The sequence below is a fragment of the Oscillatoria sp. CS-180 genome, from assembly GCF_028330965.1.
GTDB lineage: Bacteria > Cyanobacteriota > Cyanobacteriia > Phormidesmidales > Phormidesmidaceae > Halomicronema.
In genome coordinates this window covers 1-15,554 of the sequence record NZ_JAQMUB010000025.1, presented here as the reverse complement: position 1 = coordinate 15,554, position 15,554 = coordinate 1, and the positions used below count along the sequence as shown (strand labels likewise).

Annotated in this window: 26 protein-coding genes and 1 pseudogene; 11 read left to right on the top strand and 16 right to left on the bottom strand. The window is 53.8% G+C overall.

All coding sequences use genetic code 11. The features are described from left to right. The first annotated feature begins 78 nt into the window (after positions 1-78). Positions 79-321 carry a hypothetical protein gene (locus PN498_RS04410; RefSeq protein ID WP_272061474.1) on the top strand — a complete coding sequence of 81 codons (243 nt, stop codon included), beginning with the start codon at positions 79-81 and terminating at the stop codon, positions 319-321. A gap of 141 nt (positions 322-462) precedes the next feature. On the opposite strand, the gene PN498_RS04405 is transcribed toward PN498_RS04410, so the two are convergent. From PN498_RS04405 to PN498_RS04395, 3 genes are read right to left on the bottom strand one after another with little or no spacing between them, the layout of a single operon-like run. Continuing rightward, entirely contained in the window at positions 463-852 is a 390-nt protein-coding gene (locus tag PN498_RS04405) for a type II toxin-antitoxin system death-on-curing family toxin (RefSeq protein WP_272061472.1), read from the bottom strand. Then, a complete protein-coding gene (locus PN498_RS04400) occupies positions 852-1,049 on the bottom strand; it encodes a DNA-binding protein (RefSeq protein WP_272061471.1) in 198 nt (65 codons plus the stop codon). The genes PN498_RS04405 and PN498_RS04400 overlap by 1 nt, the downstream gene beginning before the upstream one ends. Positions 1,050-1,086: 37 nt before the next feature. Further along, a complete protein-coding gene (locus PN498_RS04395) occupies positions 1,087-1,428 on the bottom strand; it encodes a hypothetical protein (protein ID WP_272061470.1) in 342 nt (113 codons plus the stop codon). Between PN498_RS04395 and PN498_RS04390 the strand changes: the two genes are divergently transcribed. After that, positions 1,427-1,675 carry a hypothetical protein gene (locus PN498_RS04390; RefSeq protein ID WP_272061469.1) on the top strand — a complete coding sequence of 83 codons (249 nt, stop codon included), beginning with the start codon at positions 1,427-1,429 and terminating at the stop codon, positions 1,673-1,675. The genes PN498_RS04395 and PN498_RS04390 overlap by 2 nt on opposite strands. A 97-nt stretch (positions 1,676-1,772) precedes the next feature. Here PN498_RS04390 and PN498_RS04385 read toward each other — a convergent pair whose 3' ends face one another. From PN498_RS04385 to PN498_RS04375, 3 genes are read right to left on the bottom strand one after another with little or no spacing between them, the layout of a single operon-like run. Beyond that, positions 1,773-2,228, bottom strand: coding sequence for a hypothetical protein (locus PN498_RS04385; protein WP_272061468.1), 456 nt, complete (start codon positions 2,226-2,228; stop codon positions 1,773-1,775). Positions 2,229-2,279: 51 nt separating this feature from the next. Further along, complete coding sequence (locus PN498_RS04380; protein ID WP_272061467.1) at positions 2,280-3,422, bottom strand: hypothetical protein; 1,143 nt, start codon at positions 3,420-3,422, stop codon at positions 2,280-2,282. Between the two features lie 24 nt (positions 3,423-3,446). Next, positions 3,447-3,620 (bottom strand): hypothetical protein, encoded by a 174-nt coding sequence (locus PN498_RS04375; protein ID WP_272061466.1) that lies wholly within the window; start codon positions 3,618-3,620, stop codon positions 3,447-3,449. Between the two features lie 35 nt (positions 3,621-3,655). Between PN498_RS04375 and PN498_RS04370 the strand changes: the two genes are divergently transcribed. Together PN498_RS04370 and PN498_RS04365 are read left to right on the top strand one after the other, a co-directional pair. Beyond that, on the top strand, positions 3,656-3,913 hold the full coding sequence (locus PN498_RS04370; protein WP_272061465.1) for a hypothetical protein: 258 nt from the start codon (positions 3,656-3,658) through the stop codon (positions 3,911-3,913). After that, on the top strand, positions 3,913-4,275 hold the full coding sequence (locus tag PN498_RS04365) for a type II toxin-antitoxin system VapC family toxin (protein WP_272061463.1): 363 nt from the start codon (positions 3,913-3,915) through the stop codon (positions 4,273-4,275). The genes PN498_RS04370 and PN498_RS04365 overlap by 1 nt, the downstream gene beginning before the upstream one ends. Positions 4,276-4,298: 23 nt before the next feature. On the opposite strand, the gene PN498_RS04360 is transcribed toward PN498_RS04365, so the two are convergent. The 9 genes from PN498_RS04360 to PN498_RS04320 all read right to left on the bottom strand — a co-directional run bounded on the left by PN498_RS04360 (position 4,299) and on the right by PN498_RS04320 (position 10,316). Beyond that, positions 4,299-4,583, bottom strand: coding sequence for a hypothetical protein (locus PN498_RS04360; RefSeq protein WP_272061462.1), 285 nt, complete (start codon positions 4,581-4,583; stop codon positions 4,299-4,301). A 15-nt stretch (positions 4,584-4,598) separates the two neighbouring features. Further along, positions 4,599-4,820 carry a WYL domain-containing protein gene (locus tag PN498_RS04355; protein WP_272061461.1) on the bottom strand — a complete coding sequence of 74 codons (222 nt, stop codon included), beginning with the start codon at positions 4,818-4,820 and terminating at the stop codon, positions 4,599-4,601. Positions 4,821-4,969: 149 nt separating this feature from the next. Further along, positions 4,970-5,353: a 3'-5' exonuclease gene (locus tag PN498_RS04350; RefSeq protein WP_272061566.1), complete on the bottom strand. Its 384-nt coding sequence runs from the start codon at positions 5,351-5,353 to the stop codon at positions 4,970-4,972. A gap of 97 nt (positions 5,354-5,450) precedes the next feature. Continuing rightward, entirely contained in the window at positions 5,451-5,597 is a 147-nt protein-coding gene (locus PN498_RS04345; protein ID WP_272061459.1) for a hypothetical protein, read from the bottom strand. Between the two features lie 36 nt (positions 5,598-5,633). After that, the gene (locus PN498_RS04340) at positions 5,634-6,326 is read right to left on the bottom strand and encodes a hypothetical protein (protein WP_272061458.1); all 693 of its coding nucleotides are present in this window, start codon (positions 6,324-6,326) and stop codon (positions 5,634-5,636) included. Further along, positions 6,265-6,681 carry a UvrD-helicase domain-containing protein gene (locus PN498_RS04335; RefSeq protein ID WP_272061457.1) on the bottom strand — a complete coding sequence of 139 codons (417 nt, stop codon included), beginning with the start codon at positions 6,679-6,681 and terminating at the stop codon, positions 6,265-6,267. Before PN498_RS04335 ends, PN498_RS04340 begins: the two co-directional genes overlap by 62 nt. Positions 6,682-6,872: 191 nt before the next feature. Further along, positions 6,873-8,669 carry an ATP-binding protein gene (locus tag PN498_RS04330; RefSeq protein ID WP_272061455.1) on the bottom strand — a complete coding sequence of 599 codons (1,797 nt, stop codon included), beginning with the start codon at positions 8,667-8,669 and terminating at the stop codon, positions 6,873-6,875. A 9-nt stretch (positions 8,670-8,678) separates the two neighbouring features. Continuing rightward, positions 8,679-9,899, bottom strand: a complete 1,221-nt coding sequence (locus PN498_RS04325) for a hypothetical protein (protein WP_272061454.1) — start codon at positions 9,897-9,899, stop codon at positions 8,679-8,681. A gap of 108 nt (positions 9,900-10,007) precedes the next feature. Continuing rightward, the gene (locus tag PN498_RS04320; protein ID WP_272061453.1) at positions 10,008-10,316 is read right to left on the bottom strand and encodes a hypothetical protein; all 309 of its coding nucleotides are present in this window, start codon (positions 10,314-10,316) and stop codon (positions 10,008-10,010) included. Between the two features lie 56 nt (positions 10,317-10,372). On the opposite strand from PN498_RS04320, the gene PN498_RS04315 reads away from it, so the two are divergent. The 5 genes from PN498_RS04315 to PN498_RS04295 all read left to right on the top strand — a co-directional run bounded on the left by PN498_RS04315 (position 10,373) and on the right by PN498_RS04295 (position 13,310). Further along, positions 10,373-10,945, top strand: a complete 573-nt coding sequence (locus PN498_RS04315) for a hypothetical protein (protein ID WP_272061452.1) — start codon at positions 10,373-10,375, stop codon at positions 10,943-10,945. A 163-nt stretch (positions 10,946-11,108) separates the two neighbouring features. Further along, positions 11,109-11,828 (top strand): hypothetical protein, encoded by a 720-nt coding sequence (locus PN498_RS04310; RefSeq protein ID WP_272061451.1) that lies wholly within the window; start codon positions 11,109-11,111, stop codon positions 11,826-11,828. A 124-nt stretch (positions 11,829-11,952) separates the two neighbouring features. Further along, entirely contained in the window at positions 11,953-12,459 is a 507-nt protein-coding gene (locus PN498_RS04305) for a hypothetical protein (protein ID WP_272061450.1), read from the top strand. Between the two features lie 20 nt (positions 12,460-12,479). Beyond that, positions 12,480-12,650 carry a hypothetical protein gene (locus tag PN498_RS04300; protein ID WP_272061449.1) on the top strand — a complete coding sequence of 57 codons (171 nt, stop codon included), beginning with the start codon at positions 12,480-12,482 and terminating at the stop codon, positions 12,648-12,650. Positions 12,651-12,686: 36 nt separating this feature from the next. After that, a complete protein-coding gene (locus PN498_RS04295) occupies positions 12,687-13,310 on the top strand; it encodes a strawberry notch-like NTP hydrolase domain-containing protein (protein WP_272061448.1) in 624 nt (207 codons plus the stop codon). Here the strand turns inward: PN498_RS04295 and PN498_RS04290 are convergent. Next, positions 13,293-13,490: a hypothetical protein gene (locus PN498_RS04290; RefSeq protein WP_272061447.1), complete on the bottom strand. Its 198-nt coding sequence runs from the start codon at positions 13,488-13,490 to the stop codon at positions 13,293-13,295. The two genes, PN498_RS04295 and PN498_RS04290, sit on opposite strands and share 18 nt — an antisense overlap. On the opposite strand from PN498_RS04290, the gene PN498_RS04285 reads away from it, so the two are divergent. Both PN498_RS04285 and PN498_RS04280 read left to right on the top strand, forming a co-directional pair. Beyond that, entirely contained in the window at positions 13,485-15,368 is a 1,884-nt protein-coding gene (locus tag PN498_RS04285) for a strawberry notch C-terminal domain-containing protein (RefSeq protein ID WP_272061446.1), read from the top strand. The genes PN498_RS04290 and PN498_RS04285 overlap by 6 nt on opposite strands. Next, a pseudogene (locus PN498_RS04280) lies at positions 15,349-15,554 on the top strand (hypothetical protein); the annotation flags it as partial. The gene PN498_RS04285 and the pseudogene PN498_RS04280, both read left to right, overlap by 20 nt.

Genomic DNA, 15,554 nt, shown 5'->3' with positions numbered 1-15,554 from the left:
TGATCAGATTACACTAAAGCTTAATGAAGCTGCCAAAGTCTTGCTAGTTGAGCACTGGGTAAGGAGAGGGAGAGAATCATGGCGTTTGCAATTAGCCAGGATGAGCTGCTAGAGATGGCTCGCATTGAGGAGGACGCTGGCTGTGATGTGGAGGCTGGCTTTGATTGGGGGCGCAATGCGGATGCATATCTGGTGAGTGCGGAAAGCTACCTCGATCTCGCCAAGCTCTTGGCCCTTTTGCAGGAGGGATTGAGCTCACTGCTGGATGCGGAGGAGATTGACGCGATGGTCAAAGACCGGCCCGAGGGCCATCGCCACTGAGTTGCAAGCCCGCACCAAAGACTTGGTCACCGAAAAGCTGCAATCGGCGGAATCTGCTTAAGCGGGTATCTTGGTACAAGGGGTTAAATTGGGCACCTGGGAAAAGCTGCAATGAATACCAGCATAACCAGTTCAAGACTCTCAAGATTGCCGCAGAACAATTGATCGAGCTAGCCATTGAGCCAAACCATCACGATCAATCGCACCAGAGGCAACTTGAAGAATAATGTGCTCTTGCTCATCGACGGAGGCATTGAGCTCATGACCATTCAGGACTAGAAAAACTTCCATGGCGGCATGGCCAATGCGCTTGTTGCCGTCGATGAAGGGATGATTTTGAATGAGGGAAAAACCAAGAGCACAGGCTTTTTCAGGAATCGTAGAATACAGGTCTGCTCCTGCGAAGGTCATTTGAGGTTGAGCCACCGCAGATTCTAATGCGCCTTTGTTCGCTAGCCCCGGTGCTCCGCCTGACTGCTCAACGATACGGGTATGCAAGTTGATCACTTGATCAACAGTCAAGTAGTGCATCAAGCTAAGCGCTGGTAAAGGGCAGCATTTTTTTGCAGCACATAATCTGATGCTTCTTGGAAGCTAGGTTGAGGCTGATTAACCAACGTGGCGATCTTCGTCTGAATCAGGGATTCGACGGTTACCCCTTGCTGGGTGGCAATCGCCTTGAGCTGGGCAAGCTGGTCGTCAGCTAGGGTAATGGTGATGGTTGCCATCGGGGTATTGTCAATTCAACCAGGATTATGACTAAGTTTACGCTTTTAGCATAATCACAATGTGTTCGATGCGTTCATATTCGTCTAGTTCTGCTTGTTGCGAGGGGGTGAGTTGGCCCAATTGATTGAGCTCAAGTAGGCGTTGCAGTCGTGCCTGCATTTCTGGGGTCGGTCTAAACTCTGCAATTTGTTGTGGGGTGGGGGTGCTGGCGATGAAGTCGAGAATGTAGCGATAGACGGAGTTGGGGGGAGTTGATGGCTGAATTTTGGCTTGTACTAACTCAGGTAACTGTTGACGCAGCCAGTTGGAAGGGTCTTCTCCCATGTCAGCTAACTGCGCCATGAGTTCATCTGGAATATCTAACGTAACTTTCGCCATGTCATTCCCAGGAGGTTCTTTTCCTTATTTTACCGTCGGTGAGTTGGCCGACGAGGTCGGAAGGCATGACGAAGTCGCCGAGGTTGAGGGTGAAGCGCTGGAAGGGGGAAAGGGTTTTGGGGGAGAGGAGGGTAGTGTGGGCGTCTGTGTAGAGGCGGGAGATGGACTGCTCCGTCAGTTGCCCAGTTTTGAGAAACTGATGGGTCTTGATCAACATTTCCGCCTCAAGCATTTGCAGACTGCCTAAAGTTGGCTAACCAGGTCAGCAATTTGATCAGGGTAAACAATGATGTCCCAGCCTGATTCCGAGAGAACTTTGAGATCGTCGTCGGTGAAGGTGCCGTCTACGATGAGGGCCAGTTGGCTGACTCCGGCGCGACGGGTAAAGGTTTTGCTGGATGGATGGTACTGGTATTTGACGTTGCGGGCACGGGCAGATAGCTCTTTTTTCTTATGCACTCGGCCTGCGTCTGAAACGGTTTTCCAGTGGATGAGGGTGGAACCGACTTTGACGAAAGGGGTGTGGCGCTGCGTTTTCCAGTGCTGGCGTATTCATTGATCCAACCGACGTAGGGCTTTTTAGCCTCGTAAGCTTTACCTTGCTTGCGCAGTTCTGCGATCAGTAACCACATCAGCGGCTCAAAATTACGATAGGGAATCAGCCGATCTTCCAGATTCTCCTTGATCACCCAAGTTTCAACTTTTGCTTTGAGAGCCAACACCTTCTCACGACTGACGTTGGTTTGAAAGCGATTAGCTAAGCCATTCGCCAACATTCTTAGATGGTCTGGCTCAAGCATTTCTTCTCGTTGAGTAAATCTAGGAATAATAAAACGAGCAAGTGGAGCACCCTATCTAGTTTCAACTAAACCAGTATCTTCAGCTAACTGTGCTAAACCATAGCCCTGCAATCTACCTGTCTCAGCCTTGAGAAGAGAGACCATGATCTCGTACACCCAGACTTTCTCGTCACCTGGTTCACCAGATAAACCTGATGGGTCATTAAAGCAACGGCTTAATAGTTCTCTAAACCCTTCAGAGTCAGTGATTTGATCGTAGTTTTCATAAATAAAGTCCACATGGGTCGCGACCCTAGCTAAATCGCGCAGTGGATTAATCCAGGTTTCTATTGAGGCAGGGGCTTGTTCTAGGACTGCTTCACAGGTTTCACCTCCGAGTAAATCCAGGGCTGCTTTGATTTCAGGATCATCAACGTGGGCACCCACAAGGGACTTCTTGAAGAAGCCGAGTTCATAGGCATATTGAGGTAAGTTATCTGCTCGAATGCCCGATCGCTTGTTGTAAACGGCATACACCAATTGCCGGATTGATGGCTCCAGCACCAACAGCTTGCCCAATCCCCGACGCACTGAAGTGGTTTTCGCCTCTGGCGGATGGTGCGCTTTGGTATAGTCTTCTCGCATTAACTGCCAGAGAGCATCGAGTTCTGTATTGCGCTGTTGTAAAACCTGAGCCAAGTCTTTAGCTAAGGATAAAACAGCACCAGCAAGTTTAAGATTGGCTTGAGAACTATGAGTCAGCAGTGATTTTTTCTCTTCTTTAGCCTTTTTTGTTCCCTTTGCTCCTTGCTCAATCCATTGACTTAGAGCTTCAGAATATATCTGTTCATCTGAATGAAAACCTAAGTCAACAATTTCGTTAATTACTGAACGGACATTTTTCTTCTGTCGAGATAATCCATAAATGCTGATGACAGTTGCTGTTGCTGGTAATTGAGCTTTTGCCTCAAAAATTTCAGCTAAATTCCTCCACATTTTCATGTGGCTGTTATGTTCCGCTCCGCTTGCAGTAACCAATACAACATGACTGGGCGAATCTTTGTCTTTTCCAATCGTGAAGTCCGGGTTTATGCTCATGCCTGCTGGTTTTTCATTCCAGCGCACCGTTCCGGGGATGCCAGCAAGTTGAACAGCTTGCTGTAGGGCTGCTTCTGCAACTGTTTCAAATAAAAGTCCGCGTGTCTCATTCGCCATAAAAATTTGATCGAATATTGATTTTTAGTCTGTCGTTTGCTCTTCCCGAAACGCCTGAATCTTGGCTGCCAGAGACTCCACCGTCTCCCCCTCAAACAACTCATCCCGCATTTTCAGGTAGTCTCCCCCCTCCGAAAACCCCATCGAAATCACCCGCGCCACCTTCGACAGGGGCAGAAGCTGGCAACGGGTTAGCATAGAAATCAAGTCCATTTCTCCTCTAGATGGCTCCCATGACGATTCAACCTCCAACCTATCGGGCAATCCTCCAGGGTTCACAGCTGATCTGGCTCGATCCTCCCCCCAACTTGCCCGAAAACACCGAAGTCAGCGTCACCGTTAGCCAATCTCTTCCCCGCACTCGATCGCGGGGAGACGCCATGGCCGCTGCCCTCGAAAAACTGGCCCAACGCAACGCTTTCAAAGGCGTTGACCCCATCGCCTGGCAACGAGAAGTTCGCCAAGATAAACCCCTGCATGGGCGAGAATAATGCTGCTTGATAGCAACATCATCATTTACGCTGCCGAGCCAGCTCAAGTTGCACTGCGTCAGTTCATCAAAGACAACAATCCGGCTGCGTCGCTCGTCAGCTATGTCGAAACTTTGGGCTTTCATCGCTTAGATCTAGAAGACAAACAGTTTCTCGAAGAATTTTTTGCCGCTACAGAGATTTTGCCTATCACAGCAGAAATTGCTGAACGAGCAGTGCTTCTCAGGCAGCAGCGTCGCATGTCCCTTGGGGATGCCCTGATTGCAGGCACTGCCTTGTCATACGGTCTGACGCTCATTACCCACGACACCGACGACTTTGCCTGGATTCCCAACCTGAATCTCCATGACCCCATGGTATAGACCGTCGAACTCCACATGGCCTTTTATCCCTGCCTTACTCCCGGCAACTTCGACTGATTCTCAGACCCATAACTCGGGCAAAACGTCCTCGCATCACAAGCCGTACAAGTACTCTCCTCCGCCGGATTCTTCTCCCACGTATTCAACACCCTGCCCTCCTCCAACTCCCTCCCCCGACAAACCTCAATCCTCGCCACCGTCTGGTCAAACTGCTCCAGCGCATGGGCCATTGTCCCCTCCGTCACCGGAATCACCCGAATCGCTCGCCGCAACCGAGCGTAGACAGATGGTCGCACAGAGAGTTCCATAGGATTGGGCCAGAACTACAACAAACAGGCGCTAGAGACCCGCTCCAGCACAAAACATCGGGGCTGCTCCCGCAGGTGACAAAAGGCGCGAATGGTAACGCCATCGAAGGACGAGACGCTGATGGTGCGCTGGGTGATGCCGTTGCGGGTGTCGGTGTACTCAATCTGCACCGGTCGCCACTCGCCAATGGCCACCGCGATCAGCTCCGGAATCGGCAAGTCGATGGGCAGGGGCACCGGCTCAGGGTTGGTCACCGGAGGCACAAAGCTCACCGTCCCCGGCTTCCAGACCGGGCCATCCTGGGCATCGAGCCAGTCGGCTACCGTCCGAAAGCTCTGGTCTGTCGTGAAGTGGTCAAATACCTCATAGGTCACTAGCACATCGCTCATCGCCCGGTGAAACTGGTCCCCCACAATGCCCAAACAGTCAGCAATCTGCTCCAGGCTATTGGAGGGGAAGTCGTACGCTTGCGGGCAACGGGCAGAGTATCCAGCGCAGACACCGACGGGAACGGCACACCCGCGATCACATACTCCGCCTGCAAAAAGTTGAGGTCAAACCGCACGTTGTGGCCCACCACCACCGTACCCTCCAACAGCCCCTGCACCTCCGGCAGCACCTCCGCAAAAGTGGGCTGCTCCGCCACCATCTCTGACGTCATGCCGTTGACCTGCATGGCCCCAAACTTCAGCGATCGCTGCGGGTTCACCAGCGCATCCACATGACCCACGATATCGTTTCCCCGCATCTGGAGCATGGCAATTTCGATAATGCGTCGCCATGCCTGAGAGACGTGCCGGTCGTCTCTACGTCCAGAAAGGTTAGGGCAGTCTCAGCTATCAATCGATCCACCTTCACGCGCACCCTCAAATTTCCACAAACGGACGGTCGCCGCGCCAGGCACAATTTCCGGTGCGGTCCCAACCCGTGGCTACATTATTCACTCGCCCCTCGGGCAAGGTCGCATTCAGCCCAACCAGCAACAGCACCTGCTGGGGACGGCTGTAGGCCACGAAAAATTGCCGGTAGAGATCGTCAAAGGATCGATCTTATCCAGAACGGATGGGGTGGTTAAGTTCTGAGTGAGGCCGCAGCCTATCTTCCATGATGTGAGGTGTGCCACCGTCTTTCGGGAAGCGCTTAAACCGATGGGCGTGGTGATTGCCTTTAAAGTCTGCCCCCACATCCACAATCACTAGCGGGAACTCCAAGCCCTTCGACTGGTGGATGGAGAGAATGCTGAGGCGATCGCGAGGAAAAGCCTCCATCAAGTCTTCGTTGACCTTAACCGTGCCAGAGGCAATGGGTCCCAGAAAGTCCCGCAATAGCTCCCGAGTGGACGCATCCGCCAGTCCGGTATCTTCGGGGTCGTAGATGACTCTTCCCGAAAAGTCGCCAACTTGCTCACAGGCAGAGATTTGTCGGGTGAAGACCTCCAGGTAAATTTGTCCCTCAGGGTCGTCGTGCAGTGCAGGGAAGAAGTGGGCCAGTCCGTAAATCAACTCCAAACCTGGGACTCTAGGAGGCCATCGTAGCTCAGTCCTTTGGGGCTCTCGTCTCGCCCAACCTTGGGCAAATTCCAGCAATCCGTCTGGAGCATCAGCGGAATTAACAAAATTGATTGCGGTCTCGCGCCACTGCTCAAAGACTCTCTGGATGTCCCGGCTTAATCCTCGGATTTCAGCCTCGACCGCTCCTCCAGGATCTAAACATTCCAGCAACAGTCCCCCAAAGATGGCCACCGTTCGTATCTTCTAGGATGGTCGGGTCTGCTTCCAGAGCCTCCAAAATGCGAAAACCCCGGCCCAGAATGCGAGATCGCAATTCGGCTGCCGCTTTTTTAGTAAACGTAGTCGCCAGGATGCTCTGGGGCGGCACTCCATCCACCAGAATCAACTTGAGAATGCGCAACGTAAGACAGGTCGTCTTTCCTGTACTAGGTCCAGCCACAATGAAGAGAGGTTGAGTAGAAGCAGGTCTGATCGTGTCCTGCTGCTCACTGTTAGGCTCATATTGACTGACCGTTGTATAGGCTCGGTAAAATTGCTCAAGTGAAATCATTCCACCCGTTCCGGCAAGGGGCTCTACAGCGAGCATGAAGATCCTCTATTGCCAAATGGCTACCTACTGTTTCAGTATTTTTCCCAGTATGAAAGCTCAGATCCTCACAAAAACGATAAAGCTTTCATAAACTCCGCAAAATTAATACCTCTGCACCGATCGTCGAATGTCTTCGTGGCGCAACCTTGCTTCGCGATCCATAGCAAAAAACAATAATCTGGAACCATTCAATCCTGCCAAGAATCAAATTCAGGGACCTGAATGGGCAATGGCACATCCTTATAAGACCCTGACACCATGACCTGTCCTTTTCCCATTACTTGAAGCTCTCGCTCAAAACCAGATAAATCAGCGGAAGCATTACGCAATGCCGATTTCCGCTCGCCTTCATTGCCTAGCGCCATCACCAGTTCCGTATTCAGCTGAGTCAAGATGCCATTGTCGATTTCGCTGACTTGCTGGCTAACGACCGTTAAGCCAATACCAAACTTCCGTCCTTGCCGCGAGATGTCTCGGAAAACCGACCCAAACTTCATGCGGTCAGGATTCAACACACTCGGGGCTTCTTCCACCACCACATTTACATAGGGGAGCTGATCGGTACTTTTGAGCTGATCGCCTTCCAGATAGGACAAGTGGCCCCCTTCGAGCTTTTCTAACAACACATCTGAGAAGGTTCGCAATCCGACTTGCCCCAGATCCTCGTCGTTGCCAAACGCTCTGCGGATTGCCCCTGCCAAATCCTTAGGCTTTTCGACGCTTCGCAGCGATCGCCGCAAAGTAAACAAAGTCCGCGCCACTACTGTCGTTAGCAAAAACTGCTCCAGCTCTCCCATCAGCGTCGTATCCACGATGACGACTCGCCCCTGTTCGAGAGCACACACCAGCTCCGGTAGCAGCGACTCATAGGGAGCCCCCAACTCGGGGTCAAAGGGACCAAAGACTTGCGATCGTCCCCGACGCAAAAAGTCGAGCCGCCGCTGCACTGCTGACACCGTACCCGGTAGGAAGTCTGGCCCTTGCTCAAACCCGCCTGGCCCTTGGGTGTCGCCCATCAGCACCCGCCCAATCCAGTGCTCGCCCCACTGAGCAAATTGCTGATTCACAAAGGCAACTTGCTGTTCCGAAAACTCGCTGATACTGACCAAATCCTCCGGCAGCACGTCCGCTCGTGAGAAAACGACTCGTCGTTCTAACCCTTCTTTCGCCAGTTGCCGTCCCGTCAGGTAGTAGAAAGGGTTGACCAATGCTACCTTTTCCTTGGCGGAATAGCTTTCTACAATGCCGTGGATCCCATCTCGCCCTCCCGTCGCCAAGTGCCAAAACCGAAACTCGTCATGTGGGTCGATCGCCAGCACGCTCGCTGCCGGTCCCAACGTCTGTTTGCGGGTGACCTGTTGGTTGTGCTCCAGGATCGACTGCAGCAACACCATCATCAAATTGCTTTTGCCGGCCCCGGTGCGGCCAAACACACCGATATGGTGAGACAAGGCATAGCTGGGCAAAAAGACCTTCACATCAGGCAGCGATCGCTCCCCTGCCAACAGGTCTCCCACATAGAGCCCCTCTCGCCCCAGTTGGCTGCCCATCAAGACCTGCATCACTTCTGGGGTGCCGGACTGGTCAGCATCGACGCGATGCACGTCGGACAAGTGTTCCGGGAGTCGGCGAGGTCGGTGAAAGGTCCAGCCATCTGCTTGCTGCTCTGAGTAGCCCAGTACCATGCCCTTCATTTCGATGAGCAACTCTTCTGCGAGGTCTTCACTCAGGTAAGAATTTTCCATCGTGAGCTTGTTGCGGGCAATGTCACTCATATCCAGTGACCGGTTCATGACATTGGCATACTGGTTTGCTCGAAACACGTAAACCCGATCTTTAGGTCCCCGCATACTGGGCAACAGAAACAAATCTCCGACAGCAACATCCAGATTTTTGGCGACGACGGTGAGCTGATACGTATCGCTTTCTGCCAAGACGCCGAAGCGATCGCCCACCTTTTTGAGTAACGCATCCATCGTTTCCATGGTGTCCTCCTATCGGTGTCCGGTCGCTCGGGACGGATCCCGGAAGAGAGACGGACTCATGCCTTGCTTTACGGCTGCTGCAACGAGCTGTTTGCGGAAGGTCACCCGCTCAGCTTGAGTTAAAGATGCGCGATCATGGGCCGCTTTAATGGGATATGGATAGCCATAGACTCGCTGGTCGTGGCAAGCGTAGTCTAAGTCCTCGAAGATGGTCCGTTCTCGCGATCTCGTTTCCGCCTCAGACGCCCCCTTCACGGCTGACTCCCAATAAGCTAAATCCATATCCAGTCGCATCACCGGAGTTGTCCGATGAAACCGCACTAGATAAGATACTGTCCCCGGTGGTGGCATCCGCCGCCCCTCCGTCAGCGACAACTGCCAGCCATCCCGTTCCGGTTTCGGAATTCGGAGATACCAATGCTCCGCAACCTCGTTCGTGTCTCGTTCCTGAACATCTCTGACGATGTCTTCCAAGACCTCCATCGCAGGCAAGCCGTGGGATTTGGATAAGGCAAAGAAGCCCACCCCTCGAGATCGCGCTCTCACACAACACAGTCGTTTCAGGTGCTCATAAAAGAGGGAGTTTGCGGCGTTAGAAACCAGCGGCAATGAGAAGGTTGTGTCTACTAGCAGGTATTTCGGCAAAATTCCCCCTGCCAAGAGTTGCAGCGCAGCGCCAAACTCCGCCGTCGAACGCAGTTGGATCGCCAAGTTGCTGGCGTCACTGGCATGAGGCCGGATCAGTTCTGCCAACATCCGGTCTGAACTAAGACGCCTGCCGGAAACGTGCGCCTTGAGGGTGCGATAGTCCGACTCTTGAATGGCTGCCAGTGGCGACATACCAGCGAGCTCGCCGAAGACCCGGTCGAGGGCACTATCTGACATTTCTGTATCTTCAGTCAGCCATACTGTCTGAAACAGTGGCTCCCTAGCAGGGGGCAATTCCCGCAAACCACAAAGCCGATCAGCTTGATAAACCGTTCCTTGCGCCACAGCCAAATAAATGAAAGAGTCTGCGTAACTAAGGAGGGGAAAGTCACCGCTGCCATCTACTCCTGCAACAGTCAAATTGGTACGCTCAATGGTGTGGTCAAAGCTCACGATCGCAGACCGTAGCCGTTCGACCTCCACCTCTTGAATACGAGGCTGGGTCTGCCAAGACTGCATTTCACTGGCCAGAGCCTGGAACTGGTCACGAACTTGCGATCGTAAATGAAGGTCAAATCTCATATAGAACTTCCGTCCTATTACCGCTAGCCTCACACATTAGCAAGTGAAAGAGTAAAGCGCAGCTTATTTCGCAGAGATATCGCCGGATGCTGTTTTGTCATACATCTTCTAGAGCCAATCTTCTGGAAAACTGTCTCGAATTTCACACCAATATCCCTCGTCATAAGTTGCGTAAAAACGGTAAAGTACCCCTTCCTGCCCATCTTGAAACTCAACTGTCAAACGCTCCCATCCAGAGGTAAGAGGAGTTTCTTGAAATCGGGTACGCAATCCCAGAGGTTCCGAGCTAGTAATATTGGCAACCCTAGCCAACGTTCTCCAACCACACTGCGGCGCAGGCGATTCACTTTCCCAGACTTCAGAAATGAGAGCGACCGCATCTGGCGACAGCAACTCCGGACACAACGACTCCGGCAATCCAATCGCAGCGGTGCTTTAGAGCACTCTCTCGCAGTTGCTCCCCAACTTCGCTGGTGAAGAGTAATTCTAGGATCTCAGCGAGGAAGGGCGATCGCGCGTATCACATCGGTAACTACACCCTCAGCCGCCAAGGATCAAACCAATACACCCTCAGGGATGCACGGGGAGTCCTGATGCAGTTTCAGGCGTCCGGTAGTGTCGGATTAGGGCGGCAGGTGCAAGTCCAGGCTGTGAGCGATCGCCTCGATGACATCCACCGCCAAACTTTGCAAGGGTTCCGTCAAAATCGCCAATTAGTGCCTCAAAGCACCCTGGACAGTGCAGCGATTTATGTGGCAAAGACTCGTCAGGTAGAACAGACTGTCCGCAACTTTCTTCAGAAACATGTTCGAGCCAGCAGCTGGAGCAAAGACGGCGGTCAGTTCAAGTTTGAAATAGGAGAAGCAGACGCGGTGCGCATCATCGATCAGTGGGGCCGAGGCGTGGTCTATGAGCGTCAACAAGGTCAGGTCTCTTCTCGATTGACGCCCCAAGACTTTGCCTATTTCAGTCGGCTGCAAAAGCGAATGCAACAGGTTGAACAGAAAACGCTCACAGCATCCAAATCTCAACTCGAAATCAGTTAGGTCGAATACAGGGCTCCGGCATCTACCAGGCTGTTTCATGTCCGGAGCGTCCTATGAGTCATCCCGAACTAGTGGATGCCTTTACCCAACATTTTCTCTCGGAACAGGGCTTCACATCGATTGTGGAAGCTCGACAGTTGGCGTCGTCGGCTTTAAGGAACCCGTGCGACCAGGAACCGCTCTGGCAAAGGTCGTTGATGAATCCATCGAAGCGGCAGTCGTGCGGGCCGGTCGGCACATTGTCCAAAGTACCGATGGGATTAACGACACCTATAATCGCTTAGTAGGACTCTTGCAACGGCAGCCTAATCTGAGCGTCAGGTCTTCGACTTCGGTACTCCAACAGGCTTACAGCACGCCAATTCCCATCGCCTATCTCGCCTCGGTGCTCGCCGGTATTGATGCCGCAACTACCGTCTATGAACCGACAGCGGGCAATGGCGCATTGCTCATTGGAGCCAATCCACAGCAGGTGATCGCGAATGAATTGAACGAGGGCAGATTGGCTGAACTCGCCACTAGAGGCTTCCGTCAACTCACCCAGGCAGATGCGCTGACCTATCGACCGACTACTGAGGTGGATGTCGTCATCTGCAATCCCCCCTTCGGTTCCGTCAAGGACCCCAAACTGCACACCCGCCGTTTCCCCATCGCCGATACCTGGACCACCCAGATCGACCAGGTGATTGCCCTGAATGCTCTATCTGTGATGAAACCGGAGGGACGAGCGGTGCTGATTCTGGGGGGCAAAATGGGGCTTGACACAGACTTGCGCTCGCAACGCTACAACACTCGCGAAAGTCGCGCCTTCTACTACCTGCTCTACCAGCACTACTGCGTGACGCAGCATTTCTCCCTCTCCGGCGACCTCTACCGCAAGTAGGGAGCCGGTTTTCCCATCGATTTAATTGTGATTGCAGGGAGGGGACCGTCTGAGCGCCCCTTACCTGCTGCCGACGTCCCAACGATTTATCACTCTTTCAATGAACTCAAGGGACGACTTCCCCATGAACCCATCCACCCTGCCCGTATCCCCTTGGACCTACCCGTTCATGACCCGCCAGTATCCCAACTTTCCCAACCTCTGGACGTTGGAGAACCTCGGGGCGCTGTTCATCGTCAAGGTGCCACCAGAATTGGCGCAGTTGAGCAAAGCGACGTACCGGCAGCTGATGCAAACTCGGCTGGACAGCATGATTCAGGCCGCCGTCTCGGAAACCTCCCAGAGCGAGACGCAGCAATGGCTGGCCAGCACCCTCAGCCAGTTGGACTGGGCTCAGGAGATTCCGGTCTTGGAAACCGACGCGGACCGGGACTTCGCCCTGGAGTATTGGCGACAGCAATGGGCGGAGACTCTGATTCTGAGCAACTGGCGGTTTCAGGAACGACTGAGCCACTACGGAGCGAGTTTTCCGGCGACGCCCGTCACGCCCCACTATCCGGATTACTCCGACTGGCTGAGCCTGCACGACGAAACTCCGCTGGCAGCGTGGCTGAGCGAACTGACTCTGTAGATCTTCACCCCGAACGCACGATGAAGACATCTCTTTCAACCGGTAGCGCTGAGGCAGCGTCTGCCGAGGCTTACGATGTCCAGCCTCGGCAGGTCGAGTATGTACCTAAAAGCCAGGGATTTTCGACCCAGACCCTGGTTCCCTTCAACATGGCCAGTGCGGCGCAGCAGGCCTTGGAACGCTTTGAGTAATATCACGGCGATATCGATGAATACCTGGCGACTCACTTGGGCTATGGCTCGGTCGCAGAACTGCATCAGTACTTCAGCGCTGAACAGGTGGATGCTGCCCCTCTCGCCATCAGCAATCTGGAACAGGGAGCCGGATTCATCACGGGCGACCAAACCGGCATCAGCAAAGGCCGCATCTGCGCCAGCATCATGCGCTATGCCCAGCAGCAGGGCAAAATCGCCATCTTCATCACCAAGGACAAACCCCTCTACGCTGACATGATGCGCGATGTCAGCGACATCGGGATGCGCCGGTTTACCCCGTTCATCACCGACAGCAGTACCGAGATTCCCTTGACCAGAGGCGGTGTTTTAAAGACCGCTGGCGCGGCCAAACAACAGCAGGAAATGCGGGCAATGATGCAACGGGGCCATCTCGGCCACTACAGCGCGATCTTTACCACCTACAGCCAGCTTCAGACCGTTGGGAAGAAAGAACCCCTGCGGCGCGATTTTCTACGTCAACTCGTGCCTCAGGCCATCCTAATTCTCGATGAAGCCCACCAAGCCGGAGGCAGCAAGGGCGGCTGGAAAGCAAGACCGCGCCGATTACGTGCGGGAGTTGATCGACAACTCCTCCAGCGTCTTTTATTCCTCCGCCACCTACGCCAAACGGCCTGACGTGATGGATCTGTACGCTCGCCGCACCGACCTGCGGCTCGGCGTCAGCAGCATGACGGCAAACAGAAAGCGGTCAAAACTATCAGTAAAGACCTCAAAGCCGAAGCCAAAGCGCTGGGCGAGGATGGGGCGATCGGCGAAGTGGGAGCGAAGAGTACGAATTTCACCGCCCTGATGCACAACTGCATTGAGCAGGGGCTCCTGGCGCAGAAAGCGGATGCCACGGTACAAGCAGCGATCGCGGCGCTGCAAAAGGGCGAAAAGCCGGTCATCACGGTTGCCAACACCATGGGCAGTTTTATTCAGGCCTATGCCGACGCCCAAGGCTTAAATCCCGGCGATGAACTGAATCTCTCCTTCGGCGATTTGCTGGAACGGTATCTGGAACGCTCCCGCGATGTCATCGTGAAAGACTATCGGGGCAAAGCGACGCGATCGCGCCTCACCAACGAACAATTGGGAGCCGAGGGCGTTATAGCTTACGAAGCTGCCCTAGACGCGATTCGAGAAGCCGACTTCAGCAGTATACCTGTCAGCCCCATTGACTACATTGAGCAGCAGTTAGAGCGAGTTGGGTATCGCGTTACGGAGGTGACGGGACGCAAAGCCGGAATTGAGTATGTTGCCGATGGTTCTATGACCTACCGGGTGAGGGCTGACCAGGAGACAACGGCAAAGGGCAAGATTGACGCGGTCACCAAGTTCAATGCGGGCGATGCCGATGTCATTCTGCTGAACTGCTCCGGTTCTACAGGGATTTCGCTCCATGCCTCGGAAAAGTTTGCTGACCAGAGATCGCGCCACATGATTGTGGCTCAGGCGGAGCGGGACATCAATGTGTTCATGCAGATGCTGGGGCGCGTGCATCGCACTGGGCAGGTCGCCCTGCCGAGCTACACCCTGCTGATGGGTGACTTACCGGCTGAGAAAAGACCGGGCGCAATTCTCTGTCGTAAGATGGCCAACCTCAACGCCAACACCACGGCAGCACGAGAGACCGACATTTCCCTCAACACCGTCGTCGATTTCATGAATTCTTACGGGGAGCAGGTGGTCACTGAACTGTTGAATGATGACCCCGAACTCAACGCCCAGCTGGATTTCCCCGTTGCTCAGGCAGATAACAACGCCTCCGACATTGCTCTGATCAAGAAAGTAACCGGGCGGATTCCGTTATTGCCGATCGCAGAGCAAGAAGCGCTCTACAGCCTGATTGAATCGGAGTACCGCGACCTGATAGATCAGGCGCGGGCGATGGGCGAAAACATTCTGGAAGCCGATCAGCTCGACCTGGATGCTCGTCCTTTGGCTCGGATGGAGGTGGTCGCTGACAACAGCGATACGCCCAGTGAGTTCACGGGGCCGGTATATCTGGAAGTGGTGGATGCCAAAAGTCAGACCAAGCCCCTGACCCAGTTGCAGATGATCAATGCAGTGCGGGAGTCCGTGGGGTTGAAGACGGTGAAAGCCGTTGAGCTGCACGATCAGGGCGCGGTTGAGGAGCGGGCGAGGGGGCAGGCGGATGGTGCGATCGCCATCCTCCAAACTCAAACAGAGCAATACCGACAACTGGCGCTGGCGGATAGACAAGACAGGAAAGCCAGGGACAAGCTAAACGATCGCCTCGACCAGCAGCTCAGCCACGTCACCCAAGTGCTGGAAGCATTCCCTCCGGGAACGCCCTTAAGACTGGTTACTCCAGCCAGCCAAAGCATTTTCTATGGGGTGGTGGCAAGTATTGATGCTAAGCCGCGATCCGGCAGCCCTGCTGCACCGAACCGCTGGAAGATCCGGATTCTGGTAGCTGACTCCGTCCGGCAACTCACGGTTCCTCTCTCGAAATTCAATACCGGACGCAGTGGAGCTTTGGCAGCAACCGTCCAGACCGAGGATTGGCTGGGCAATGATGTCTATGGCTTGTTCGACCAGCAGACTGCTGCTGGTCGCATGAATCGGCAGATTTTTACCGGCAACCTGATCAAGGCTTTTGAGAAAGGGAGCACGTCATCCGCTCATGGTAGAAAAAATATCCTAGAAGATATCGTTTCTATTCGGTGATAGTCATGACCTCGAGGACCGTCGGCAACTGGATTCCCATGTCCACGCAATCGCAGCGATTCTGCATAGCGATGCGCAGACCCAGGGCCTACCGATGGATAGTTTGGAGACTATCGAACAGACGGTTCGTGCGCAACTACAGACTCATGTTTCTCCTGGATTGGGCAATTTTTTATCCAAACAACT